The 25,369-nt window shown below is 51.6% G+C and carries 16 protein-coding genes; 2 read left to right on the forward strand and 14 right to left on the reverse strand.

The features are described 5' to 3' along the window. Window position 1: 1 nt before the first annotated feature. The 5 genes from ACFPOF_RS30645 to ACFPOF_RS30665 form a co-directional block, all read right to left on the reverse strand. A complete protein-coding gene (locus ACFPOF_RS30645) occupies window positions 2-892 on the reverse strand; it encodes a carbohydrate ABC transporter permease (RefSeq protein ID WP_378139471.1) in 891 nt (296 codons plus the stop codon). A 62-nt stretch (window positions 893-954) separates the two neighbouring features. Next, window positions 955-1,845, reverse strand: a complete 891-nt coding sequence (locus ACFPOF_RS30650) for an ABC transporter permease (protein ID WP_378139473.1) — start codon at window positions 1,843-1,845, stop codon at window positions 955-957. A gap of 253 nt (window positions 1,846-2,098) precedes the next feature. After that, a complete protein-coding gene (locus tag ACFPOF_RS30655; RefSeq protein WP_378139475.1) occupies window positions 2,099-3,844 on the reverse strand; it encodes an extracellular solute-binding protein in 1,746 nt (581 codons plus the stop codon). A gap of 114 nt (window positions 3,845-3,958) precedes the next feature. Continuing rightward, window positions 3,959-5,305: a response regulator transcription factor gene (locus ACFPOF_RS30660; protein WP_378139477.1), complete on the reverse strand. Its 1,347-nt coding sequence runs from the start codon at window positions 5,303-5,305 to the stop codon at window positions 3,959-3,961. 6 nt (window positions 5,306-5,311) lie between these two features. After that, on the reverse strand, window positions 5,312-7,051 hold the full coding sequence (locus tag ACFPOF_RS30665) for a sensor histidine kinase (RefSeq protein WP_378139479.1): 1,740 nt from the start codon (window positions 7,049-7,051) through the stop codon (window positions 5,312-5,314). A gap of 508 nt (window positions 7,052-7,559) precedes the next feature. On the opposite strand from ACFPOF_RS30665, the gene ACFPOF_RS30670 reads away from it, so the two are divergent. Beyond that, window positions 7,560-8,945 carry a DUF4832 domain-containing protein gene (locus tag ACFPOF_RS30670; RefSeq protein WP_378139481.1) on the forward strand — a complete coding sequence of 462 codons (1,386 nt, stop codon included), beginning with the start codon at window positions 7,560-7,562 and terminating at the stop codon, window positions 8,943-8,945. A gap of 264 nt (window positions 8,946-9,209) precedes the next feature. Here the strand turns inward: ACFPOF_RS30670 and ACFPOF_RS30675 are convergent, their stop codons facing one another. The 9 genes from ACFPOF_RS30675 to ACFPOF_RS30715 all read right to left on the reverse strand — a co-directional run bounded on the left by ACFPOF_RS30675 (window position 9,210) and on the right by ACFPOF_RS30715 (window position 23,954). Next, the gene (locus ACFPOF_RS30675) at window positions 9,210-10,406 is read right to left on the reverse strand and encodes a PucR family transcriptional regulator (protein WP_378139483.1); all 1,197 of its coding nucleotides are present in this window, start codon (window positions 10,404-10,406) and stop codon (window positions 9,210-9,212) included. A gap of 104 nt (window positions 10,407-10,510) precedes the next feature. After that, window positions 10,511-11,128, reverse strand: a complete 618-nt coding sequence (locus tag ACFPOF_RS30680) for an RNA polymerase sigma factor (RefSeq protein WP_378139485.1) — start codon at window positions 11,126-11,128, stop codon at window positions 10,511-10,513. Next, a complete protein-coding gene (locus tag ACFPOF_RS30685; RefSeq protein ID WP_378139487.1) occupies window positions 11,116-11,841 on the reverse strand; it encodes an N-acetylmuramoyl-L-alanine amidase family protein in 726 nt (241 codons plus the stop codon). Before ACFPOF_RS30685 ends, ACFPOF_RS30680 begins: the two co-directional genes overlap by 13 nt. A gap of 63 nt (window positions 11,842-11,904) precedes the next feature. Next, window positions 11,905-13,887 carry a sensor histidine kinase gene (locus tag ACFPOF_RS30690; RefSeq protein WP_378139489.1) on the reverse strand — a complete coding sequence of 661 codons (1,983 nt, stop codon included), beginning with the start codon at window positions 13,885-13,887 and terminating at the stop codon, window positions 11,905-11,907. Then, entirely contained in the window at window positions 13,884-14,600 is a 717-nt protein-coding gene (locus ACFPOF_RS30695) for a response regulator transcription factor (RefSeq protein ID WP_378139491.1), read from the reverse strand. The genes ACFPOF_RS30690 and ACFPOF_RS30695 overlap by 4 nt, the downstream gene beginning before the upstream one ends. Before the next feature lie 92 nt (window positions 14,601-14,692). Further along, entirely contained in the window at window positions 14,693-15,427 is a 735-nt protein-coding gene (locus tag ACFPOF_RS30700) for a hypothetical protein (RefSeq protein WP_378139493.1), read from the reverse strand. Beyond that, a complete protein-coding gene (locus tag ACFPOF_RS30705) occupies window positions 15,405-15,953 on the reverse strand; it encodes an RNA polymerase sigma factor (protein WP_378139495.1) in 549 nt (182 codons plus the stop codon). Before ACFPOF_RS30705 ends, ACFPOF_RS30700 begins: the two co-directional genes overlap by 23 nt. 166 nt (window positions 15,954-16,119) lie before the next feature. Then, on the reverse strand, window positions 16,120-17,484 hold the full coding sequence (locus ACFPOF_RS30710) for a DEAD/DEAH box helicase (RefSeq protein ID WP_378139497.1): 1,365 nt from the start codon (window positions 17,482-17,484) through the stop codon (window positions 16,120-16,122). Between the two features lie 131 nt (window positions 17,485-17,615). Next, entirely contained in the window at window positions 17,616-23,954 is a 6,339-nt protein-coding gene (locus tag ACFPOF_RS30715; protein WP_378139499.1) for an S-layer homology domain-containing protein, read from the reverse strand. Window positions 23,955-24,405: 451 nt separating this feature from the next. Between ACFPOF_RS30715 and ACFPOF_RS30720 the strand changes: the two genes are divergently transcribed. Beyond that, a complete protein-coding gene (locus ACFPOF_RS30720; RefSeq protein ID WP_378139501.1) occupies window positions 24,406-25,032 on the forward strand; it encodes a hypothetical protein in 627 nt (208 codons plus the stop codon). Window positions 25,033-25,369 lie beyond the last annotated feature (337 nt).

The following is a 25,369-nucleotide window of genomic DNA, read 5'->3' on the forward strand; positions in this document are numbered from 1 at the left end:
CCTATTCCTTCACGCTGCCCACCGTCATGCCGCGCACGAAATACTTTTGCAGGAACGGATACACAACCATAATCGGCAATGCGCCCATGAAGATTTGCGCTGTCCGCAACGTCTTCTCGCTCAAGTTCTCTAGCGCCTTCAACTGTTCGACCGATACCGCCGTCATCATGGAGTTCATCGCAGTGATCAGCGTGGACAAATACGTCTGCAGCGGGTATTTCTCCGGCGAGTTCAAGTATAGAATGCCGTCAAACCAGGCGTTCCAGTGTCCGACAATCGTGAACAACCCGATCGTGGCGATGGATGGCAGCGATACCGGCAGGAATATTTTCCACAGTATTTTCCAATGGCCCGCACCGTCGATCGTCGCCGCTTCCTCCAATTCCTTCGGTATAGATCGGAAGAAATTCAGCATCAGAACAACGTTCCACACGTTTAGCGCCCCCGGCAAAATCAGCGCCCAGATCGAATCGATCAAGTGCGTTTCTTTAACGACGATATACGAAGGAATCAGTCCGCCGCCGAAAAATATCGTAAATGCGAAAAACCAAGCATACCACGTCCGCGACTTGAACTGCTCGCTGGATTTCGCCAGCGGGTAGGCCGTCAGGAAAACGAGGAACATGCTTACCGTCGTCCCCAAGACGACCCGTTCGACAGATACGCGCAGCGAACGGAAAAATTCAACTTTCCCCCCGAGATATTCATAAGCGTCCCAGGAAAACCCTTTCGGCCACAGCGACACTTCTCCGGCCATCGCAGCCGTATTCGAGCTGAGGGAGATCGCTAGCAGATGCAAGAAAGGGACAATGCCAAGCAGCGTAACCCCCGTCAGCACCAGCACGTTAAATACGACGAATATTTTTCTGCTTAAAGTCGGCTTGATTGCCATACTCGTTCCCTCCCTGTTGGGGCGTGTCTGAAAACGCGCTCAGGGGCATATTCAGACACACCCTAGAAAATCCGATAGTTGTTGTATTTGAATGCCGCATAATACGTTATGGAGACGAGGCCCAGCGATATCGCGGATTTGAACAAACCAATCGCGGCGGCAGGCCCGAATTGCTGGCTGAACATCCCAAGCCGATAAACGAATGTATCGATAATATCCGCCCCTTCGTACACGGTCGGATTATACATAATCAAAATTTGTTCGAATCCGGCATTCAGGATATTTCCAAGGCTCAATACGCTTAGCAAAATCAAAATCGGAGCAATGCCCGGAAGCGTAATATGGATCATTTGTTTCCACTTGCCCGCGCCGTCCACTTCGGCGGCTTCGTACAACGTTGCGTTGATACCGGTAATGGCTGCCAGCATAATAATCATGTTATAGCCCATGCCCTTCCATACGTCCGTTCCGATGATGATGCCTCTGAACCAGTCGTTTTTGAGCATGAACATAATCGGCTCAAGTCCGAGAGAAGTGATCAGTCCGTTCACGGGACCGTTTAACGAGAATAGTTCGATAATAACGCCGCCAAGCACCGTCCAGGACAGGAAAAACGGCAGGAAAATCGCCGATTGTACGACCCGCGAAAACCATTTTTTCGTCACTTCGTTTAACAAAAGCGCAAGAATAAGCGGTACAAGCAGGAACAGCACCATTTTAAATACGGCGATCACAATCGTATTCCACACGACTTGGCCGAAGTCGGGCAGATGAAAGACGTACTGAAAGTTATCCCATCCGATAAACTTCGATTTGAAGAAGCCGGAAAGCGGCTGAAAGTCCTGGAAAGCCATCACAAGTCCCGCCATCGGCCCGTAGGCGTAGATCAGTGTTAAAATAGCGCCCGGCCATAACATCACGTGCAGCGGCCAATTTTTTGTGAGCGATCTCATCGTTGTTCCCCCTCGCATCGTGTTCAAAAAGACCGGTTTTCAGCACCGAGAAGGTTGAAAGAAGCTAGGGAATGAGGAGCGGAGCGTAGGCAAACCTACGTGAGCACCGGAAGTCCCGGCTGAATTCAAGATTCGATGCCGAAACCGCTTCCCGAATGACTCCGTGATCAAAATCGGGCTTTTTGAACTTCCTCTAAAAAAAGCGGGAAGTCTTGTCGACTTTTCGACGCAACCCCCCGCCCGTCTAATCTACTTACTTGACAGCTTCCTTCTCATACCAAGCGTTCACTTCTTCGATGATTTTGTCGCCGCCGAGAGATTTCCAGCTAGACACGAATTTATCGAATTCACCTATTGGCGCACCCATGATGATCTTGGTGAAAGATTCTTGCATCAGCTTATCGAGCTGGCTTCCTTTGCTGACGACCGTCTCGGTAGGCAAGCCGTAAAACTCATTGTTTACGAAAGCGTTGCTTTCCTTGATTTTGCGCGTAGTGCCCCAGCCTCCGTCTTTAGCGGCGCGGCTGAAGTATTGTCCCCAGTTCACGCCTTTGGAAGCTTTGGAAGTATCGCCGGACATGTAAGCTTTCGTTGCCTTGAAGACCGAATCGACGCTTTTGAAGTTTTGGTCGTCCAACGTGATTTCGGTTTGGTTCGCATCGAGCGCCTTGTTGACTTCGGTGTAAATCGTATCGATGTCTGCAGGATTGTAGATCCGTGGATTAAACCAGTTGTAGACGAATCCGTCTTTCGCTTCGGTTTTGTCCATATATTTCTTGTAGCCCATCTCGATGTAGTAGTTCAACATTTTGATTGCGGCTTCCGGATTTTTCGCGTTTTTGTTCACGGCGTACACTTTGCCGGCGCGGATTTTCGGAACAAGCGATTTGCCAGGACCGCCTACGCCTGGAATTTGGAGCGCGATCCAGTTGGCTTTCGGATCTTTATCCAAGCTCGTGTTCAGCGGCCAGTTCGGGTACCACCATTCGCCGTAAGAGATGCCCACTTTGCCGGCAACGATATCTTCTACGACTTTATTTTCGTCTTTCAGCGCGAACTCTTTATCGAGAACGCCGTTTTTGTACCAGGATTGCAGCATCGTCAAGCCGTCTTTCATTTCCGGCTGGATCAAGCCCGGAACAAGCTTGCCGTCGCTTCCTTTAATCCAAGCGGACTGCGCGTCGCCAACGGAAGGATAAGCGCCGAATCCGTTAAAGAACCCTCTCAGATCGAAGCCCCAGAAGAACAACGTTTTTTGCAGCGCGACGCCGTAAGTATCTTTCTTGTTGTTGCCGTCCGGGTCCTGATTAACGAACGCGTTCGCAACTTTATCAAGCTCTTCCATTGTGGTCGGTGGTTGCATGCCGACTTTATCGAGCCAGTCTTTGCGAATCCAGAGCAGCTGAGTGGAGAGGAACGGATCCTCGAAAGCCGGAATCGCGAGTTGTTTGCCGTCCGAACTGAACGTCTTCATCGTGAATCCGCCGTCGGACTCCATGTAACCTTTCAGTTCCGGAGACGCATACTGGTTATAGGCTTCGGTCAAATCCGCGAGCATGTTCTGGTTTTTCAATTTTTCGAAGTTTTTCTGATCGAGTTCCATAATATCCGGGAGGTCGCCCGATGCCAGCGCAAGCGAGAACTTCTGCTCGAATTGGCTGGAAGGCACCATCCACTTGAATTTAACGTCGATGTTCATTTTCTCTTTCAGGTCTTTCAGGTACGCGTTCTTGTCAGGAGTGAGACCTGAAGGCGTCCGCGGATCTTCCGGAGGATTGTAGCCGATGACTTCCGTCACGGTTACCGTCTCTGGATATTTGCCAAGCGGGTCCGGTGCCGAAGAGGCTGACTCGGATGCTTGCGAAGAAGCGGAAGCCGAAGCTGCCGGGGATGATGCGGAAGGCGACGACGAATCGTTCTTATTGCTCGAACAAGCCGCTAGCGTCGTTAGTGCAAGCGATGACAATAGCACGGTTTTCCATACGTTCTGTTTTTTCATTTGCATATGTCCCCCTGACTGCCGTTTGTTAGGTTTAGGAGCTCCATGTCTGTATTGTAGCTAACAGGGGAAAACGCTCGCAATTTTAAATCGTTTACAAAAGTTTTAGATTTTTTACCGACGTGCGTTTCGATACTGCTGCGGCGACATGCCCGTCATTTTTTTAAAAAAGGTCGTAAAGTAGGAGTTGGAATCGAATCCGGTGCGATCGGCGATTTCGTTTAGCTTCAGCGGCGTATGAAGCATCAGATCGATGGCCGCATTCAGCTTCGTCGCCTGAATGAACTCCAGTAAATTGCGTCCGGTCGCCTGCTTGTAATAGCGAGATAAGTACGATGGGTTAAAATGAAACTCGCTGGAAATCGTCGTCAAAGACAAATCGCCGGCCAGGTGGTCGTGCACGTATTGGTTAATTTGTTCGATCAGCCACTGCCGTTGTTCTCCTTCTTCCTTGCTTGCGCCGCTGTCGGCAACCGGTTCCGTTCCTGCGCTTTTGCTGAAATCGACGATCGCCAGCTTGTTGCCAAGCCGAACCTTGTCCCGGATCCCGGCAAGCATCGCTGTCATCCTCTGGGGTACGGTCTCCCATCTATCGGACAGATTACCGGAGATACCGAATGCAACAGACACTTCGAGCGCTGCCTCGCATTCGTTCTGGATTTGTTCCAGAACGCCTTTCAAGTACGCAACCACTCCACTGCCGGCAGCGTTCCGGACAGTATCACGGTCGACGAATCTCGCAAACAATTCCTCGCTCGGCTGCAGCAGCCAGACAGGTACGACATCTTCGTATATCGTATGCTCGCAAGCCAGCGACTCCGGCAGCAACTGCTCGAATATGCGTTGCACGGATTGCAGCGTCTTGCGCTTGGGCGCATCCGCCCCGTTCGCTACGCCGGCAACGAGATATGCCGGACGGGCGAGATCGATGGCAATGTCCAGATCGGCATACCTCTCGCTCGCAAGCAGCGACACCAACGACTGACCGCCGTCGAGCATCGCGGACAGCAGCTCCATTTTCAAATACGGGTCGGCGATTTGCAGATGCAATTGCGCCCTCTCCTGCTCCAGCCGTCTATTGTTCTCTTCTTCCAGCTTGAGAATCGCTCGCTTCACCGCTTCGAAGATCGGATCCATGCCTTCGGTCTTTAAAATATAGCTGTCCGCGTTTTTGCGGATCGCTTCGTACACGTAATCGAATTCGTTGTAACCCGTTAAGAAAATAACCCGGCAAGCGGGCCAATAATACGAGATTTCATCGACCAATTGCAGGCCGGTCTTGCTGGGCATACGAATATCGCTAACGAGAATGTCCAGCTTCGTCCGCTTCGCAATCTCGAGCGCTTCACTGGCGGAATACGCCTTGCATATGTCCAGTTCAAATTCGGAATGATCTTGGAACATCTGAATGAGTCCGTTCACGATAATCGGTTCATCGTCCACAATTAACATACGATACATGTTCGATCAAACTCCCTTCTTGTCCAGATGGATGATCAGTTCGGCTTTCAAGCCGCCGTGCACGCTGCGCGAGACGAACACGCCGCTGCCTGCTCCGTACTTGAGCGCCAGTCTGTTGTGCACGTTAAACAAGCCGGTTGTTTCTCCTTGCCTGTGCTTGTTCGCCAGCCGCTCCTTCAATTGATTGAGACGTTCTTCCGTCAGCAATTGTCCGTTATCCTCAACGGTGATTTTAACGCAATCTTCGTCCTGGCTCACCCCGATGAAGACTTTCCCGGTTCTCGTCTCGTCTTCGAAAGCATAATCGAATACGTTCTCGACAATCGGCTGAATGATCAGCTTAGGCACGTGGATTTTTTTGAGCGAATCCGGAACTTCGGTGTACGTATAAGAGATTCGGTTGGAAAAACGGATGCATTGAATTTCGCAGTAATCGAGCGCATGCTGGTATTCCTTCTCCAGTAGAACTTCATCCGCACCGTTTCTAGTAATGTACTGATAATAACTTCCAAGCCGTTGAGACAGCTCGCCGGCGCTCTCCGAGTCATCCATCTTGCACAGCATGTAAATGTTAAAAAAGCTATTGTACAGGAAATGCGGGTTAATTTGCGACTGTAATTGCTTTAACTCCGAATGCTGCAAGGAGATCTTCTGTTCATAGTTCTCTTCGATCGATACTTTCAAGCGGTTAACCATCCGGTTAAAGCTCTGGTATAGGTAATGAAACTCATCGTTTCTTTTCGATTCGATGACCAGATTCAGGTTGTCCGTCTCGATGATGCGGAAAGCTTTGACCAAGTTGGACAACGGGCGATGGATCATCACATGAACCGAGAAGGCGTAAAGTACGAGAATGACCGTGGCAATGCCGAACAAAATATAAAAGGACACATTAAACTTGCTGATCGGTCGGATCAATTCGCTCTGGTTCACGTACATCGTCAACGATAAATTCAGCGCCCCTACGGCATGGTGCGTAATGAAATACTTCGTGCCGTCGATCGTCTTCCATTCCGGTGTAACTTTGTCGTTAATCTGCTGGTCAGGGATCAACGAAGTTTCCAATTGGGCAGACTGACCGTCTTGCGTCGTCGACAACACGCTTCCAAGTTCGGGGCTGCCGAGGAACACTTCGGATTCCTTGTACAGGGAAGTGACTTGTCGCAAACCTTCAATCAGCTTCGCCTTGGATATCTCAATATAGGACACGATACTTCCGTTATTCTGGCTTTCAATAAAAAAAATCCGATCTCCCGCCTCATAGAAGGAAGATGGAGACGAGCGCTTCAATAGCGCGGCGATCAGATCGTATTCGCGGTTCGGGACGTCCGTAACGGCGCTTTCCGCCGAAATCGTCTTGCCGATAGACTCAACGAACACTCCGGCATTAACAATGGTATCGCTCGTATCGACGAGCGGCGATAACCGGGCTCTGACCTGTTCGATCAGTTCCACCTCGTCATACTTTTCCAGCTTGCCGCCTCGAAAACTCAGCTTCTGCAATTCCTGCTCATTCATGAACCTCAATTGCTGGCTGCGAACAAAATACATCTCCTTGTCCAATTGCATGGCATAAGAAGATGCGCTGGCGGTCGCCGAGTCCAATATTTTATCTTTCAGGAAAGTCATTCCCCTGTAATTTACCCAAATGTTCAAAGCGATAAGCGGCACAAGAAATACGACGAACAGCATGACGATTTTTTGGTAGACGTACCATCTGGCTTTGCCGCCGACCTGTAATTTCATGAGGCACCTCCTGGAATGATCCTATTCATAACACAGATCGACTATCGTTGGCAATCGGGGGCGCGCGGGAGACATGCAGGCGGCATACAGGTGAAACGCATTGGCCAGGTCCTTATCCGCTAACGATTAAAAACATCGCAGCAGCTTCGAAATCGGCTCGTCGGGTGTACGGTGCGATGTTTTCCATCGTTAAAGTGACCCCGTAGACGCCAATTGGCCAAGTTCTTGCTCCCTAACGATTAAAAACATCGTAGCAGCTTCAAGATCAGCCCGTCGGGGGTGCGGTGCGATGTTTTCCATCGTTGCAAGAGTGCAGCAGACGCTCATCGACCAGATCCCCACCTGAGAATCGCAGCAAAGCGAAGCCAACCTGCCTGCCTAACTTTCTCTATCGACAGAAATCACCTCATCAAGTCAATAAAATTCAAGCAAAGTCAAGAAATCAAAATTGCGCTGCGGCCCATTTGGATTACGATTAAAGTAACTGTCTCGCAAGGAGTGAACCACGATGGGCACAAGCAAAATCATCAACGCCAGACCAACGCTAATCGACGATGTATTAACCAATCCGGGCATCGGATTTATGACTTTTCAGCGGTTTAACGGCGACAAGTTAAACGAAGGCACAGGCTGGACCGAAGGATTCCCGATTGTGTACCAAGATTTCGACGGCAACTTGGAAAACGAGAATCACCCGGCGACGACAATCGCTTATTTCAGAATTTACTGGAGATATGTAGAGCCGGAGAAAGGCAAATTCAACTGGGAGATGATCGACCACGCGCTCGCAACGGCGCGCCAGCGTAAGCAGACGCTGATGCTGCGCATCGCCCCGTATGGCGCGAACGAGAGAGAGGACGTGCCTGCATGGTATCGCGAAATACTCGGGAAACCGGCTGATACTTTTACGTTGGCCGGCTGGATGGCGGATCCGGAAGACCCGACTTATGCCGAATACTTCGGCGGATGCATTCGCGCGATCGGCCAAAGATACGACGGGCATCCCGATATGGAAAGCGTCGATCTGTCCATCGTCGGTTCGTGGGGAGAAGGCGTCGGCTCCAATCAGCTATCCCAACCGACAAGAGAAGCGCTCGTCAGTGCATACACGGATTCCTTCAAGGAAACGCCGCTTATTATGCTGCTGACCGACCGGAAAACAAACGGTTACGGCTTGTCCCAAGCGAATGTAGGCTGGCGCGTGGACTGTCTCGGCGACGTCTGCGGCAACGCATGGGATTTCGCCAAAGACTGGTCGCATATGCACGACTATTATCCGCAAACGCTTATTCGTTCGGGCATGCAGGATGCATGGAAAAAAGCGCCGGTATCGCTTGAAGTGTGCTGGGTCGTGCAGCATTGGAAAGACAAAGGCTGGGATGTCGACTACATCATCGATCAGTCGCTGAAATGGCATATTTCATCTTTCAACGCGAAATCTTCGCCGATCCCGAAAGAATGGGAGCCCCATATCAATCGCTGGTTGAACAAAATGGGCTACCGCTTGGCGCTGCGCAAATTCTCGTTCCCCGCTGCCGTGAAGCCAGGGGGCAAGCTTGCGTTCGCTTCGTGGTGGGAAAACTTGGGCGTCGCGCCATGCTACAAAAACTTCCCTCTCGCATTGCGGCTCCGCAATGAGCAAACAAACGAGCAGTTCATGACGAACGCCGACATTCGCGACTGGATGCCAGGTGACAGCCTGTTCGACAGCGCCATCTGGATTCCAGCCAACATGCCGCTCGGACACTACCAGCTGGAGCTTGCTATCCTCAATCGCCACACCGGACAGCCGGCTATCCAGCTCGGCAACACCGGCCGCCAGCCGGACGGCTGGTACGCGCTCGGCAGCGTAGAAGTCCAGCTTGAGCTTGATTCTCCTGATGTTGTTGAGTGAGTGAATTGTGGAGAGAAGCTGCTGTTGAACGCTTGTAGAGTGCTGGTTTATGCAGAAAAAAACCCCGATCCGGATCGATTCCGGTCGGGGATTTTGGCGTAATTTTCATTTGGGCTGGCTTGTTGATTGATAACCAAATCTAGCCTGCCAGAGCAAATTAAATGGAAATCGTCGCTATTTCTGAAATGCTTGCCAATCTATAAAGAATAGTTGGAGTTTTGACGTTAATCCTCACTGCGAGCATCAATGACTTCCACAGAGCTACTACTCCACAAACTTAGCCAACTGCATCTCCAAAAAAAGCGTTACGTTGCCGTGCATACTGTCCAGATCGATATCGCCGATTTCTTCGATCCGTTTCAGCCGATACGTCAATGTATTCACATGCACATGGAGCGTTTCGGCCGTTTTCTTCACGTTGCTGCCGCTTGCCAGGAACAGCTCAAGCGTACGCAGCATATCCGATTGATGCTCCACATCGTACGCCTTGAGCTTACCAATGCTGGCGTTAACGAAATTGTGCTCGCGCCACTCTTCGGCCATCCTCGGGAGAAACCGATAGAAACCCAGTTCCTCGTACCGATAAATCTCCTTGCACCGTTCCGGAAACTTCTCGCGAATACGCAGTACGCTTAGTGCTTCTTGATAACGCTTCTCTGCAGCTGCGTAATCGCCGGACAGAAGCCCCGCTCCCGCGTTGGCAACCAACGGCCCGAGCCTGTCGAGCATCCGTGAGACAAACCCCTCGGAGTTGTGCCCCGACAACAAAATCAAATGTTTGCCGTTCACGAGATGCAGCACGATCTGTTCCTGCGGGTTGGCATGAATGACATAACGAATGCGCCTGCGCGTCTCTTCGGAAATATTGGAATTATATTCGAATATATGAATACGGTAAGTTGACGGAAGGGCAATACCCAACTTATCCGCCTTCGCCCGGACACGGTCGACGGAGCTGTAATTGCCGGTAAGCATTTGCCACAGAAACTCCTGATGCTCCTTCTCGTCTTTCCGATTCCTCATTTCTAATTCGAGAATGTTCGATTTGACGGCAGCGGCAGCGATCTTCATCAGCGTCAAATCTTCGGGGCCGAACTTCTTCCCGACTTCCAACGCCCATATATAACCGAGTACTTCGTTCCTTCTGCGAACAGCGATCGCCAGCCGATCGCCGAAGCCGATACCGTCTATTGAAGGTATGCGAATCGGCTCGTCGCTTTCGTTCAGCTTGCCCATCGTCCCGTTGCTCCACAGTTCCCGGATGACGTATTCGGGCACTCGGCGACCGATGATCGTTGCGATACGCACCGGGTCGCTTTGCCCGTCATGAGAGCTGTATGCGATTAATCTATGATGGGCGTCCTCGATCGTCACCGGACAAAGAAGCGCTTCGCCGATCTCATCGGCAAGAGACGTTAAGTTGTCGAATCCTCTATCGAAAATCGCATGGTCGTCTTTCATGTCGGGCATTTCTCCTTAAATGACCGCAACGCTTACGGAATTCCCTTGGGATTTCCCTCTCGCGGCCCTGCCCTTTCATGTTACCACGACGTCGCGACATCCCGCTACGCCATTAGCCATTGCGGATTATCGCTCATGATCGCTTTTAGCATCCGTTCCGCGAGAGATTCGCTTTCTCTGACAGCAGGACGCGTTGCCGGCCGTACCGTCAGTTCACGGATTCTTTTCCTTGTGCGAAACAGAACAGACTTTACGATCGAGACAGAGCAGCGCATGTCCTCGGCGATCTCCTGCATCGAATAACCGTAATAGTCGAACAGGAGCCAGATTACAATATTGCGCCGTGGAATTGTCTCCGCGAACCGTTCCGCCCAACTCCTAATCTCACCGTAATCCGCGTCGAATGTCGGGGTCAACAGATCCGCGTTAAACAAGACAAGCTCACCCTTTTTCTGAACCGCGCGGTAGTGATCAATCCACAGGTTGCGGGCGACGCGGAACAAGAACGGCTTGACGCTGTGCCGCAGCGGCTCTACTCTCGCGAAATAACGCATCGTCTTCACGAGCGTTTCCTGGAACAAGTCTTCCCCGTCCCATTTCGATTTCGCCAGATAGAAACAATATTTCCGCAAATCATCCAGATGAGGACGAATGAGCTGCTCGAACAACATCTGTGAACGTTCGCGAGAAGAGGTCGTCGGTTGCCGCTCTACCCGAGACATGCGATAACCCCCTCGACGATGGCGGCTGCAGCCTGCTCCCGGAACGAGTCCGTTTGCATTCGCTTCTCGTCCTGCTCGTTAGAGATGTAACCCAGTTCCAGCAAAATGGACGGTCTCGCATTCTCCCTAAGCACGAAATAATCGCCGAACTGCACCCCTCTGTCTTTCGCATCCAGCTTGGCCAGAGACTCGTGTACGAGCTCGGCGAATTTTTTGTCCTCTTCCTTGTTGTAGTAGGTCGTCATTCCCTTGACGCCCCGATCCTCGAAAGCATCGAAGTGGATACTGATGAACAGATCCGCAGCTTCGTCGGCTGCGACGTCCACCCGCTCTTCGAGCTGAACTTTCTCGTCCGTCGCTCGTGTCAGAACAACGGTCGCTCCTTTGTCCTCCAACTGTCGCTTGAGCTCGAGCACAGCAGGCAGCGTGACGTCCTTCTCGTATAAGCCGTTTTTCCCGATAGAGCCGACGTCCTTGCCCCCATGACCCGCATCGACGACGATCGTTCTGCCTGCCAATGATCCGGATGACTCGTTAGTCGAGGGCGGTTTGTCGGAACCTCCTTTGTCCCCCGCCGTTCTCATATTTTCCGCTTCAGGCGCATTGCTCACCTTATTCCCTGTAACTCCACCTTCGACTTGATTGTGCAATACAACAGCGGCTATGGCTAAAATGGCGACGATGAACGCTAAGCGTTTGATGTTTTTTCTCATGACGTCATTGTAGAACTTGCGAATCAAGGTGAAATGGAGCCGATATAAAGATGAGATAAAGATTTATATTTCTTCTTCGTATACGTTCAAATAGAAGTAGAAAGCAACGCCGTCCTCCGTGTTCGCCGCTCCGTATTCCGCGCCGTGCAGCTCCAAAATGTTTTTGGCGATTGCAAGTCCGAGACCCGTACCGCCCTGCGAACGTTGCCGAGACGAATCCGCGCGGTAGAAGCGATCCCAGATTTTGTCCAGTTGTTCCTCCGGAATGTGTGCGCCTTTGTTTTCCACGCAGACGGCGACCCGTCCCTCATGCTCAATCGTCGATACGAGAATAAGCTGGTCTTCCGGCGTGTAGCGTATGGCATTCGTCATAAAATTCGTCAATACCTGCTCGATTCGATGTGCGTTAGCGACGACCTCAACAGGTAAGAGTTGCGTTTTGACTCGCAGCCCTTTGCTCGCAATCGGAAGCTCGAGCTGCTCGAGAATCGCCCCGATCGACTTGTCGATCCGGAAGACGTCCATTTTCATCGCGTAAGTGCCGGACTCGAACTTAGCCAGCTCCAGCATATCCACGATCAGATGATCCATCTTGTCGACTTCCTTCTCCATCGCTTCAAAATAATACTCTTTTTTATGACTTGCCACGTTGTCCTTTAGAATCGAAATGCAGCTCTTCATGACGCTGAGGGGAGTCTTGAGCTCATGGGAGACGCCCGAGATAAACTCCTTCCGGGTCGACTCCAGTCGTTTCTCTTTCTCGATATCCTGCCGTAGTTGGCCGATATAGCCATGGAGAGTGGCAGACAAAGAATTGATATTGCGCGACAGTTCGCCGATCTCGTCCTTGGAACGAACGGGCAGCGATTCGGTAAAATCCAAGTCCGCGATCTTTTTCGTCGTCCGGTTGATACGCAGCAACGGTCTCGCGATTCTAAGGGAATAATACAGCGATGCCAGAAGTACAAGCACGACTACGAACAGGACGATGTACACGTAATAGTCCTGAATCATGCGCACCGCTTCGTCGACAGGTTGCAATGACGCCATGGCGAAAATATACGCCGGTTGTCCGTTTTCGCCTTCGATTCGATGAACGAATAGCTTATACTTCACGCCGCTCTCCTCGTAGTCGATCGTATGCAACAAGCCGTCGTCCGCCTTCTTCTCGCCAAACAACAATTCCTCTTGGAACTGCTTGATTCGCTCCAGGAAAAGCCGATTCGAATAAAGCAGATTCGACGTTCCGTTCGGGTCCGGGAATACGGCATCGACAATGAGCCCGGTGTAATAGTGCGCGGGTTGTTTGATCGCGCTCTTAAAAGGTTTTTGCGAGGGTTCTGCCGTCGCTTGCGGCATATTGGGGTCCTCAAATAGGATCCCGTTTTCGTTGACTACAATTTCCGGCAAAATTTCTGTCGGCAATTTCTCCCGCGATGTTTTCAGCCCAGCCGCTTTTTTGCGGGTTTCCTGCAATTTTTTCTCGTATTCCATGTACTCTTCTTTGATTTGGATGTTGATCTCGTCTACTTGTTTCGACAACAGGTCGTTGCTCCACAGCTTTCGGCTGCCTTCTTCCTGAAGGAATACTGGCGCGACAGGCTCGCCATCGTCCATCACGACGGACAAAAAGGCCTTCAGCTTAGGGGCGAACAACGCTTTCGCTTCTTCCACTTTGTCCGAGTCAACCAAGTGATACAGCGGAATTCGGTAAGGGTTGTCGGGCTGCGGCTTCACATTCTCCGGCATGAAGTCGAGATAAAAATCATCCGATCGAGCCAGGTTGCCATAGCGGTCGAGCGTCGTGATCCATGTGTTGTTATTGCGATAAAATTCCTGCTCGCGCTGTCTGACCAAGCTTGTCGACGCATTAGAGGAAAGCGGTTGATGCTCGAATGCTGAGATGCTCGCCTTGATGTCGTTCACTTTACGATTGGCGTAATAATCTTTGAAAAAAATCGTCTGCCCGACATAAATAACGCCCAGTATCGCCGAACAAAGCGCGATCGTTAGCAGAAACAGTTTCGGTACGATGCCGATTCTCATACGACGCCCCCGAATTTATACCCTGTCCGTACGACCGTTACGATCAGCTTCGCTTTCTCGCCCAGTTTCGTTCTGACGTTGCGAATGTGGGTGTTCAGCGTCCGGTCGTCTCCCGCGTACTCGTAACCCCATATTTTCGTAATCAACTGCTCGCGCGAGATGACGATCCCCTCGTTCTGCATCAGGTAGGCGAGAATTTCGAATTCAGTGTGTGTCAGAATAATCGACTCATCATCCGAAACAACTGTCCGGGACGGAAAATGAATCTTGATGCCGCTCAACGTCAGTGTATCTCCCGTTCCCGCATGGGCGTTCGCTCCGTTGGCGACTTGGGCAGTCTTGGCGCTCCGGGCGCGGCTGTCGATCAGCCGCTTCGCTCTCGCTAGCAGCACCGGCGGACTGTAAGGCTTCGTCACGTAATCGTCCGCGCCAAGCTCGAAGCCAAGCAGCGTATCGTCTTCGTCCACGCGTGCAGTCAGCATAATAATCGGAACATCCGACGTCTTGCGAATGCGCCGGCATACGGACCAGCCGTCAAGCTCAGGCAGCATAATGTCTAACAAAACCAATTGCACCGAACGCTGTTGGAACAAGTCTAGCGCCGTTTTACCGTCTCCGGCTTCCAGCACTTCGTACCCTTCGTTCAGGAAATAGTCTTTAATAATTTCGCGTAAAATCCGTTCGTCTTCGACGATCAGGACAGTGTTGGCCATGTTCGTTCCACCTGTTCTATAGACTCCTCGCTAATATAACGAAATATTGGAGCAAAAGGAAACGGGGGAGTTTGAAATTTTGTTGATCATTCTTATTGAGCGGGAGCCTTCAAATACTCTTTGGCGAATCTTTTCAAAGTATCCGGGTCATACCCCCACAAATCGATCGCAGTCACCTGCTGCCCCTCGATTTCTTTATGATAAAGGGCAAGCTGGTAGCGCCCCTTTTGAAGATCCATAAGCACAGCCAAATCGTCTCCGAAGCCCGATAAAATTTTTGACCCATGAGGGTATTGGACTTGGAAAGTTGACGATTCGTCCTTATTGATTTCGGATGCTGTGAAGCTGCTTTCATAGCTTTGAATAACAACTATCCGCTCTCTGGCAGCGCTAACGAACAAGTCGACATAGATAAACGGATTCTCTGCTTTTCCAAAACTTTCGAGCTTCGTCCAACCAGGTTGTTCCGACACTACCCTGATAGGGAATTTAGCTATTTTAATGGATTCGGAAAGCCCGACATTTTTCTCGCTCGATCTTTTCAACAAATTCTCGAACCCTTCAAGAGGAGTTAACATCGTCGATAGATCATCATTTTGGGGCGCGAAGGTCACCTTGGAATTCGCCCAATTCAGGGTAGTATAATAAGTAAAACCTGCCGTAACTGCAACAAGCACGGATAATACGATTGCCCACGCCATTCGTTTGGACGTTCTGCGGGACTTGACTAATGTAGCCTTGCGCCAGACTTCTTCGAACGAAACTTTGGGATGTCGTTCCGTCATAACCGTGTCCATCACTCGACTAATGTCCGCTTGATTGTTCAATCGTTTCACCGCCTTTTATCAACAAATATGACTCTGTGTCCATCATTTGCTTTCTTAGCATATTTAGCGCCGAATGCAGCCTGGATTTGCAAGTCCCTAGTGGAATGCCGAGGATATCGGCAACTTCATAAAGCTTGAGGTCTGCATAAAAATGAAGCACAACAACTTCCTTCCTCTTACGCGACAGCTTGTTTACCTCCAGCCATAATTCTCGATCCCTTTCGTTTTCCAGAATAGACGCCTCGATTCCATCTACCCGGTCGTGCTCCGGCACCCCTGCGAAAAAACTCAACCATCTCGTCTTGCGCATGTTATTCCTTGCCAGGTTCACGGCTATTTTGGATATCCAAGGTTTGAAAGGCTTGTTCGGATCATAGCTGCTGAATTTGCGAAAAGCTTGAATGAATGCTTCTTGCGTAATATCCTCTGCTTGCATATTTGATTTGGTCAGCAAATACGCCACACGATAAACATAGGTAGAATAATCATCGAATAAAGTGTGAGCCTGCTCTTTTCCAATCTCCAACCTACTCCCCACCTCTTTCTTCCAAAAGTAACAACCTATATACACTTTGAAAGATCAAAAGGTTCGCACTTCGCACTTTATAAAAAAATCAGCGTCACAAAAAAACCGTCGCATGGGCAAAATGATCGCTGCTCATGAAACGGCTTGATGGCTTGTTGTATCGTTGTTAACGAGGTTGAGGCTGCTGCGGACGGGGGCGTTGCCCTTGCCCCGGATTCCTTCCGGAACGTTGTCCGCCGTTGTTCGACGGCTGGTTCCCGGCGCTTGGCCGAGACGCTTGCTTCGAACGTTGCTCCTGTTGCAGCAACGGTTGCTGCTTCGCCTGCTCGGCGCGCGGCTTCGGACCGTTGTTGCGGGCGCCGCTGTTCTGTGCGGGCTCGGCTTTAGTCGTGTTCAGCATCGGGTAGGCGTGATCTTTCACCTCGGGAACACGCTTGCCTGTCAGCTTCTCGATCGCCTTCAAATACGGAATTTCCTCATATTCGCAGAAGGAAATCGCAATGCCGCTTAGTCCCGCACGGCCCGTGCGGCCGATGCGGTGGACGTACGTCTCCGGAACATTCGGCAAGTTGTAGTTGATTACATGAGACAACTCGTCCACATCAATGCCCCGCGCGGCGATGTCCGTCGCGACGAGCGCACGCGTCGTGCCGTTCTTAAAGTTGTTCAGCGCTGCCTGGCGCGAATTTTGCGACTTGTCTCCATGAATCGCTTGAGCAGTTACGCCAGCCTTGTTCAGTCCGCGCGCGACGCGGTCCGCCCCGTGTTTCGTGCGGGTAAACACAATCGCGGATGTGATGGATCGATCCTGCATTAGATCGTTCAACAGCTTCTGCTTGTTTTCCTTGTCAACCAAATACACCGATTGCTGAATACGCTCCGCTGTCGAAGATACAGGCGTAATTTCCACTTTCACAGGATCTTTCAACAACGACTTGACCAAGTCGGCGATCTCCGGCGGCATCGTTGCAGAGAAGAACAACGTTTGCCTCTTGGTCGGCAGTTTGCCGATAATTCTCCTTACGTCGTGGATAAAGCCCATGTCGAGCATTCTGTCTGCTTCATCAAGAACAACAATTTCGACATGCTGCAAGTCGATATGCTGTTGATTAATGAGGTCGATCAGGCGTCCCGGCGTCGCAATGACGATATCCGCCCCTTGAGCAAGCGCCTGTTCTTGCGGCTTCTGCGGCACGCCGCCCACAATCGGCACATTGCGCAAGCCGGTGAATCGGCTGTAAGCTTCGATATTATCGGCGATCTGGATGGCAAGCTCTCGCGTAGGCGTCAAAATCAAAGAACGAACGCGTCGCTTGCCGCTTTGGTTGCCAGCTTTCTCGGTCAGCAACTGAATGATCGGCAGCGAGAAAGCCGCCGTCTTGCCCGTTCCCGTCTGTGCGCAGCCGAGCAAGTCTCTTCCCGACAATACGGCAGGAATCGCTTTCTCCTGAATTGGAGTCGGCGTCGTGTAATTCTCTTGCGCCAGCGCCTTCAAAATTTGTGGAATCAACTTTAAATCGTTAAATGTCATAATATCTCCTTCGTCCGATCATGTCTTGACGATTTAGGATACCATACGAACGTACGGCGCCACAATGCGACGGACGGACAGTAAAGCAAAGGGACCCTTCGCTGGTCGTCGACCGAAGGGCCCCTTTGCCATTATTCCGTCTTATTTGCTAGAGCAAGCATTTTCAATAAAACCGTTACGGCTTCTGCCCTCGTCGCTTGATCGTTCGGATGGAACTGGTTCGCTCCTTTGCCTTCCATAAGACCCAACCTCTTGACTTCAGCCGCCGCACCTTTCGCCCATGACGGGATGAGCTTATCATCTCCGAAGCTAGTTATCGCTTCTGGATTCAGAGTCAGACCTAGCGCTTTGGCGATCATCACGGCCATCTCGGCACGCGTAATGGCAGCTGTCGGGCGGAATGTCCCATCCGTATAACCGCTGACGATTCCGGCTTGCGCCGCCGACGCTACTGCGTTTTTCGCCCAAGATCCGATTTGGTCCGCATCAGTAAAGGCTGGAGTTTGTCCCGCCCCTTGCTCTTGCGACTGTAATACCTTTAATACCTTCATCAACATAACCGCGAACTCGGCTCTGGAGATCGATTTGTTCGGTTTGAACGTACCGTCTGTATAGCCAGAGACGATGCCGCCGGCGACCGCTTTCTTAATCACAGCCTCGGCCCAGTGCCCGGCAATATCTCTCAAGTCGGCCGAAGGGTGTTCGCCTGGCTCCTCTGCCGGTTGGCCAACAGCGAGCACCGCGAACTTCGTAAAGTGATCGACGGTTACAGTGATACGGTTTCCGGTGATGACGCCGCCCTTGATATCGATCCAGTTTTTCTTCTCTTCATCATAGTAAAACACGGATGCCGATTGGCCTCTTTTGATTTTGGCAGGATCGAACAGGAACGTAAGCGTGACCGGCTTCTTGAAGTTGTCCCTGAAGCTCTTCAGCAACTCGAAAACCGAGCTCAGCGGAACTTCATTGTTCAGAAGCAGCTTCTGCGCATCCGTTACTTTATCAATCGTGACTTGTAATTCTTTGTCCGTCGCGCCAGCCGGAATGAAGACGATGACTTCGTCATCCAAGCTCACTTCGCCCTCTCGGCCTGCCGGAAGCGTTAGCTTGCCGTTCTTCGACTTCAAGACGGTATCTCCCGGCGTCGCCGGGCCTCCGCCGATTCCACCACCGCTCGAAGCAGGGTTGACCGTCACCGTGTACGTCGTCTTTGTCATGCCATCTTGCGCCGTGACGATGACTTTCTTGCCAGACGCAAGTGTTGTCGCGATCGTCGTGCCGTCTGCGTCGTACACGTTAAACGTCGCACCCGTTGCCGGAGTGATCGCCGCCTTGAAGTCGGCTAACGTCGTGCCGTAAGGAATCCCCGTAATTGTCTCAGTGGTCGAGCCCGACCCGCCCGTGCTTACCGTGCCGATTGTCGAAGATAACGTCGCAACGTGGCTTGGCTCTTCGGATACCGTTACAACCCAATCTTGCGTTGTGCCGTTCTCCGCTTTGACAGTGTAAGTTACCGGGCTGCGGAAATCGTTGGCGGTCGTACCGCTTGTTTGATCTACCGTCCCGACTTTCGCCGTTGCTCCTGCCGATAAAGCGAATGCCGCTACCAAACTGCTGACATTGGTCCCGTGCACCACTTCGATTGCGATCGTATGCGCCGTCGCATCGATCGTCGCAGTCCCTGTCTGGGAGGCAAGGCTAAATGATGTTATCGCTTTGGCGCTATTCGCATCCACCGTCACCGTGTACGTCGTCTTTGTCGTTCCGTCCTGCGCCGTGACGATCACCTTCTTGCCGGACGCAAGCACAGTCGCGACCGACGTGCCGTCCGAATCGTACACGCTAAACGTCGCACCCGCTGCTGGCGTAATCGCCGCCTTGAAGTCGGCTAACGTCGTGCCGTAAGGCACGCCCGTAATTGTCTCAGTGGTCGAACCCGACCCGCCCGTGCTTACCGTACCAATCGTCGAAGATAATGTCGCCACGTGGCTTGGCTCTTCGGTTACGGCGACGACCCAATCTTGCGTTGTGCCGTTCTCCGCTTTGACCGTGTACGTCACCGGGCTGCGGAAATCGTTGGCGGTCGTGCCGCTTGTCTGATCTATCGTTCCGACTTTCGCCGTCGCTCCGACGGATAAAGCGAATGTCGCGACTATGCTGCTAAGATTAGTCCCATGCGTAACTTCGATTGCAACAGTATGTGCGGTCGCATCAATCATCGCTGCACTTGTCTGTGCGGCCAGGCTGAACGATGTTATCGCTTTGGCGCTGTTCGCATCAACTGTCACCGTATACGTCGTCTTCGTCGTTCCGTCCTGCGCCGTGACGATGACCCTCTTACCAGACGCTAGTGTTGTTGCAACCGTCGTGCCATCTGCGTCGTACACGTTAAACGTCGCACCCGCTGCAGGTGTGATCGCCGCCTTGAAGTCGGCTAACGTTGTGCCGTAAGGAATCCCTGTGATCGTCTCGCTTGCTGAGCTGCCCGCGCTTACCGTGCCGATTGTCGAAGATAATGTCGCTACGTGGCTAGATTCTTCGGTCACAGTAACGACCCAATCTTGCGTCGATCCGTTCTCCGCTTTGACCGTGTACGTCACCGGGCTACGGAAATCGTTGGCGGTCGTGCCGCTTGTCTGATCAACGGTACCGACTTTCGCCGTCGCTCCGGTGGATAAAGCGAACGTCGCTATCAAGCTACCAAGATTAGTCCCGTGCGCCACTTCGATTGCGATCGAATGCGCAGCCGAATCGATTGCTGCTGCCCCTGTCTGCGAGGCCAGACTAAACGTTGTTATCGCTTTGGCGCTATTCGCATCAACCGTCACGGTATAGGTTGTCTTTGTCGTTCCATCCTGCGCTGTGACGATAACCTTCTTGCCAGACGCAAGCGTAGTCGCGATCGTCGTGCCGTCTGCGTCGTAGACATTAAACGTCGCACCCGCTGCCGGCGTAATCGCCGCCTTGAAGTCGGCTAATGCCGTGCCGTAAGGAATGCCCGTAATTGTCTCGCTCGCTGAGCTGCCCGTGCTTACCGTGCCGATCGTCGAAGATAATGTCGCCACATGGCTTGGCTCTTCGGTTACGGTGACGACCCAATCTTGCGTCGTGCCGTTCGCAGCTTTGACCGTGTACGTCACCGGACTGCGGAAATCGTTGGCGGTCGTGCCGCTTGTTTGATCTACCGTACCGACTTTCACCGTCGCTCCGACGGATAAAGCGAAAGTCGCCACCAAATTGCTAAAATCAGTCCCACGCGCCACTTCAATCGCAATCGTATGTGCGGTTGAATTAATCGTAGCTACTCTTGTCTGCGAGGCTAGGCTAAAAGACGTGATCGCTTTGGCGCTGTTCGCTCCGACAGTGACGGTAACCGTCCAATTCTGCGCCGTATTATCCTCGGCTCTCACCTTGTACGTAACCGGATTCGTAAAATCGTTAATGGTTATGCCGCTCTTTTGCGACGTGGTGCCGACTTTCGCTGTCGCACCAGCGGACAACGTGTAAGTAGCCTTCAAGCTAGTTACGTTAGTCCCATATGCCACTTCGATCGCCACCGTATGAGCCGTCGCATCAATGACGGCCGGTCCGGTCTGCTGGGAGAAGCCGAAAGATAGGATGTCGTTCTCGGTATTCGGCGCAATCGAAACGATAACTAGCCAATCCCGCGTCGTTCCGTCCGCTGCTGTCACCTTATATGTCACTATAGGCGTCGTGAAGTTGTTCGGAGTCGTGCCGCTCACTTGATTTACAGCGCCAACCTTTGCCGTCGCTCCCGGGGATAAGGTGAATGTAGCGATCAGCCCGTTCAAATTCGTCCCGCGAGCGACTTCAACGATGACTTTATACTGCGAATCTGATTCCGACTTGACGATATCTGCCGGTTTGGTTTGATAAGGAACGCTGAAAGAAGTAATATCTTTCGCACCCTTCCATACCGTAACGGTAACTGTCCAGCTCTGCGTACTGCCGTCCTCCGCTTTGACGTCGTATACGACCGGTCCCGTAAAGTCGTTAACGGTTGTACCGCTCGTTTGCGCAAAGCCGCCAACCGTCGCCGTCGCCCCTGCTGATAAAGCGAACGAAGCGACCAATCCAGTCAAATCCGTTCCAAGCGCCACTTCGACCGCTACTGTATGCGCCGAATCGTCGATCGTTGCCGCCTTTGTTTGCTCGGCAAAGCTAAACGACGTGATCGCCTTCTCGCTGTTCGCCTCGACCGTTACGGTGTACGTCACCTTCGTGGTCCCGTCTTGCGCAGTGACGACGACTTTTTTCCCCGATGCCAGTCTCGTTGCCACCGTTGTCCCGTCGGCGTCGTAGACTTCGTAAGTCGCATCCGGCGCCGGGGTAATGCTCGTCTTAAACGCGGACAACTTCGTGCCGTAAGGAACGTGAGTAATTGTCTCGCTTGATGTGCCGCCCACGCTGACGCTTCCAATCGTGGAAGACAACGTTGCGTCCGAGCTCGGATTCGCCCACCTTGCGTACAAAGTTGCTGAAGATGTGAGATGTATCATCTCTCCCGGACGATAAGAATCGCCGCTGTCGTCCGCGCTCGTATTCCATCCGAAGAATGAAAATCCGTTTTTGACCAAGTTCACCGCATCCGAGTACACGCGAGCGGGAGCTCCGATAGGATAAGATTGGCTTGGCGGACCAGTTCCGCTGTCATTGCCGTTACCTTCGTAATCCAAATAGGCTTGAGCTTTGATCAAATAAGGATACCCGCCGTTGCGTGTCGTATCCAGCGCCCATATCCCTGCAAAGTCCCAAGCGTTGGCGACATCGTTCTCGTAAGTGCTTTGCGTCAGCATCTGTCCGGTCGTTACGCCGCTTCCGCCTGCCGATACGTTCTGCCCGGTCGTGTTCTTATCGTAGAAGCTGTTGATCGTCGACGCGGACATATTGTAACCGACCAAGCCACCGGCTTCTTGGCTCCCGCTAACAACGGTCACTTGGCCGGAAGCATAACTGTTTCGAATAACAACGTCATGATTGTACCCGATCAAGCCGCCGGAATAATCCTTGCCGGTTACTCCTCCGGAAGCATAACTGTCGGAGATCTCTCCGGCATTGTCGCCAACCAAGCCGCCTAAGTTAAAGCTATCTCCGTTTCCGACAACCTCCCCCGAAGCATAGCTTTCAGCGATCGTTCCTCCGTTGCTGTAGCCGATCAATCCCCCGACCGCTAGAGCGTCGTTGCCTCCGTACACGTCCCCGGACGCGAAGCTGGCGCTGATCGCACCCGCCGTGTTACCACCGACCAAACCGCCGACCTGGAAACTTCCGTCGTTTCCGTTTACATTGCCTAAAGCGTAGCTGTACGCGATCTCGGCCGTAAAGTTCTGACCGACCAAGCCGCCGACGCTATTTGTTCCACTCACGTTGCCTGAGGCGAAGCTTTCGCTGATTTTCCCGGTCATATTGTTACCTACCAGGCCGCCGACCGAGGATCGCCCGATTGCTCCACTCACATTCCCAAGAGCGTAACTATCGCTAATCCGGCTGTCGTTATTCCAACCAACTAGCCCGCCGACATTTTCATCCCCGCCGACACTACCTAGAGCGTAACTGGACGTAATTTCTCCCGAATTAGAAATATTGCCGACGAGACCGCCGACTTCCATATCGCCGTTCACTTCCCCCGAAGCATAGCTGCTGATGATGGCCACATCGGAGTCTGAGCCGACCAATCCGCCGATCTCCCGCTTCCCGCTTACTTTACCCGAAGCATGGCTGCTAATGACCGCCCCTTTGTAGCCTTGGCCAATCAAACCTCCAATGCTATTGCCACCGCTCACTTCGCCTGAAGCGTAGCTATTGATAATTAACCCATAATCGCCACCCGAGTAACCAGCCAGACCGCCTATACCGATACTTCCGCTTGCGCCAATCACGTTCGCGGATGAGCGGCTGTCCCGGATCTCCCCATCGGCGTTAGAACCGACCACACCGCCCGCATTATACATCCCGTTCACGGTTCCCGATACGGAAATGTCGTGAATCGTTCCGCCCTCATTGTACCCGGCTAGCACACCTACAGATTGATTGCCGTTAATCGTCGCATTTTCAACGTTTAACAGCGCAACGGAACTCCCCGCACTGAGGTATCCGAACAGTCCGACATAATCTTTGTTCGCGTCGTTAATCGTTAACCCCGTTATTGTGAATTCGTCGCCGTCCAAGTTGCCGCGAAAAGGCTCCAACTGGTCTTTTCCGATCGGCTCCCAGTCCGCATAACCGCTCAGATCGATATCCGCAGTCAACTTAAAATAGGTGCCCATGTCCATATAAGTCCCTCTTACTTTATTCAGTTGTTCCGCTGTGCCGATTAGATATGGATTGCCTGCCGAACCGTCCCCCACGAAATCGGGGCTTGCCGCGGCTGCTCGTCCGCTCCCGACGAATCCGCCAGCCATAACGGTAAAGGCCACGATCGCCGATAAAATAACTCTCATCGTTTTCATGATTGTCTTCCGCAACACCTTGTTCCCTCCCAAACTTTCACGTTTACTCATAGAAAGTCTATCGAAGCCGAATAAAAGAATAATGAAAGAATCGGTGGAGAAAACACAAAAACCGCTTGGCATCAAGCCTTCGCGGTTTTCGTCGGCGTTCGTCTTTTTTTGCGGCATGACGAAAATCAATCTTGCGATCTAGGTTCCAACCTTCGCACAGAAATAGAACAAACCATTATCCAACAATGAGATCCTTATACAAATCGAGCGAACTATGCTCGGCTATTATTTTCGACAGGAATTTGATGGTAAATGTCGAATAGGTACATCGACTGCGCGTTAATCTCCGGGGGGTCCGCGCCAGTCAACCCGTATAGCTAACTTGTGCGTATCTTTCACATTAATTAGCGCCCTCCCCCCATCCCGCACCGTTTATCGTCGAATTATTGGAGGTCGTATTTTGGAGAATCAATTTGAGTATTCGCGGGGATTTGCTGCTCCACCCCCACCCTATCGTCTTGTTGCAATCATTTCTACTTGTTTAGCAGTATTATTTTTTTGTATGGCAATTATCTTGTATTTTGATAGATCAACTATGAAAAAACAACTTAATGATCAAAAAGCAGAAATTGCGAGGATAGGGAATTCTCTTGAATCAGTAAAAAATGACGATATTTTTACAAAGGAATATAAACAAAGCATTTCATACTTGTCGAAAATGATCTGGCTACAACTAATACAACATTCTGCGGAGAACATTATACGGACTGACGACTTCATAGTAGAAAAGCTACATCTACTGCTTGATCCCGAGGACGGATCGTTTGAAGTCATAATCGACGTTAGCACAACACCGCAGATGAGCCCATATTACAAAGGCAATGGTATCTTCGATATACCCGATGCTGATCTGCGCGCTAAAAGTAAAGAATTAATTGCTCTGATTAAAGAATTTTATACTAGTTCGCGTTTGAATTATAAACATATCCCAAAGTGGGACAATAAGAGTATTTATTTAACAATAGAGGGCTCTCTTGAAATAGGAGAAGTGACGTCGGGGAAATTTAAGTTAGAAGGCGAAAAATAATAAAGAAGCACTTCATAATCGGCCGGTGAGCTTCATGTCCTCGCCCCCTTCATCCTGCTCGAGGCTACCTCCGCACGTTGTAGATGCTCATTAGACAACTAACTGCCCACTCGAACCTGCCTCCGCACGTTGTAGCTGCTCAATAGACAACTAACTGCCTACTCGAAGCTGCCGCCGCACGCTGTAGTTGCCCAACAGACAACTACTTGCCTACTCCAAGCTGCCTCCGCACGCTGTAGTTGCTCAATAGACAACTAACTGCCTGCTCGAAGCTGCCTCCGCACGCTGTAGTTGCTCAATAGACAACTACCTGCGGCTCAGCCGTTATCGCACGCAA

The sequence above is a fragment of the Cohnella soli genome, from assembly GCF_042655525.1.
Classification (GTDB): Bacteria; Bacillota; Bacilli; order Paenibacillales; family Paenibacillaceae; genus Cohnella; species Cohnella soli.

Bases quoted from the DNA above. Each gene is read 5' to 3' on its own strand.
- ACFPOF_RS30645 (WP_378139471.1), bottom strand. From the start codon at position 892: ATGGCAATCAAGCCGACTTTAAGCAGAAAAATATTCGTCGTATTTAAC.
- ACFPOF_RS30665 (WP_378139479.1), bottom strand. From the start codon at position 7,051: ATGAAATTACAGGTCGGCGGCAAAGCCAGATGGTACGTCTACCAAAAA.
- ACFPOF_RS30710 (WP_378139497.1), bottom strand. From the start codon at position 17,484: ATGACATTTAACGATTTAAAGTTGATTCCACAAATTTTGAAGGCGCTG.
- ACFPOF_RS30690 (WP_378139489.1), bottom strand. From the start codon at position 13,887: ATGAGAATCGGCATCGTACCGAAACTGTTTCTGCTAACGATCGCGCTT.
- ACFPOF_RS30670 (WP_378139481.1), top strand. From the start codon at position 7,560: ATGGGCACAAGCAAAATCATCAACGCCAGACCAACGCTAATCGACGAT.
- ACFPOF_RS30680 (WP_378139485.1), bottom strand. From the start codon at position 11,128: ATGTCTCGGGTAGAGCGGCAACCGACGACCTCTTCTCGCGAACGTTCA.
- ACFPOF_RS30660 (WP_378139477.1), bottom strand. From the start codon at position 5,305: ATGTATCGTATGTTAATTGTGGACGATGAACCGATTATCGTGAACGGA.
- ACFPOF_RS30650 (WP_378139473.1), bottom strand. From the start codon at position 1,845: ATGAGATCGCTCACAAAAAATTGGCCGCTGCACGTGATGTTATGGCCG.
- ACFPOF_RS30655 (WP_378139475.1), bottom strand. From the start codon at position 3,844: ATGAAAAAACAGAACGTATGGAAAACCGTGCTATTGTCATCGCTTGCA.
- ACFPOF_RS30675 (WP_378139483.1), bottom strand. From the start codon at position 10,406: ATGAAAGACGACCATGCGATTTTCGATAGAGGATTCGACAACTTAACG.
- ACFPOF_RS30715 (WP_378139499.1), bottom strand. From the start codon at position 23,954: ATGAAAACGATGAGAGTTATTTTATCGGCGATCGTGGCCTTTACCGTT.
- ACFPOF_RS30695 (WP_378139491.1), bottom strand. From the start codon at position 14,600: ATGGCCAACACTGTCCTGATCGTCGAAGACGAACGGATTTTACGCGAA.
- ACFPOF_RS30685 (WP_378139487.1), bottom strand. From the start codon at position 11,841: ATGAGAAAAAACATCAAACGCTTAGCGTTCATCGTCGCCATTTTAGCC.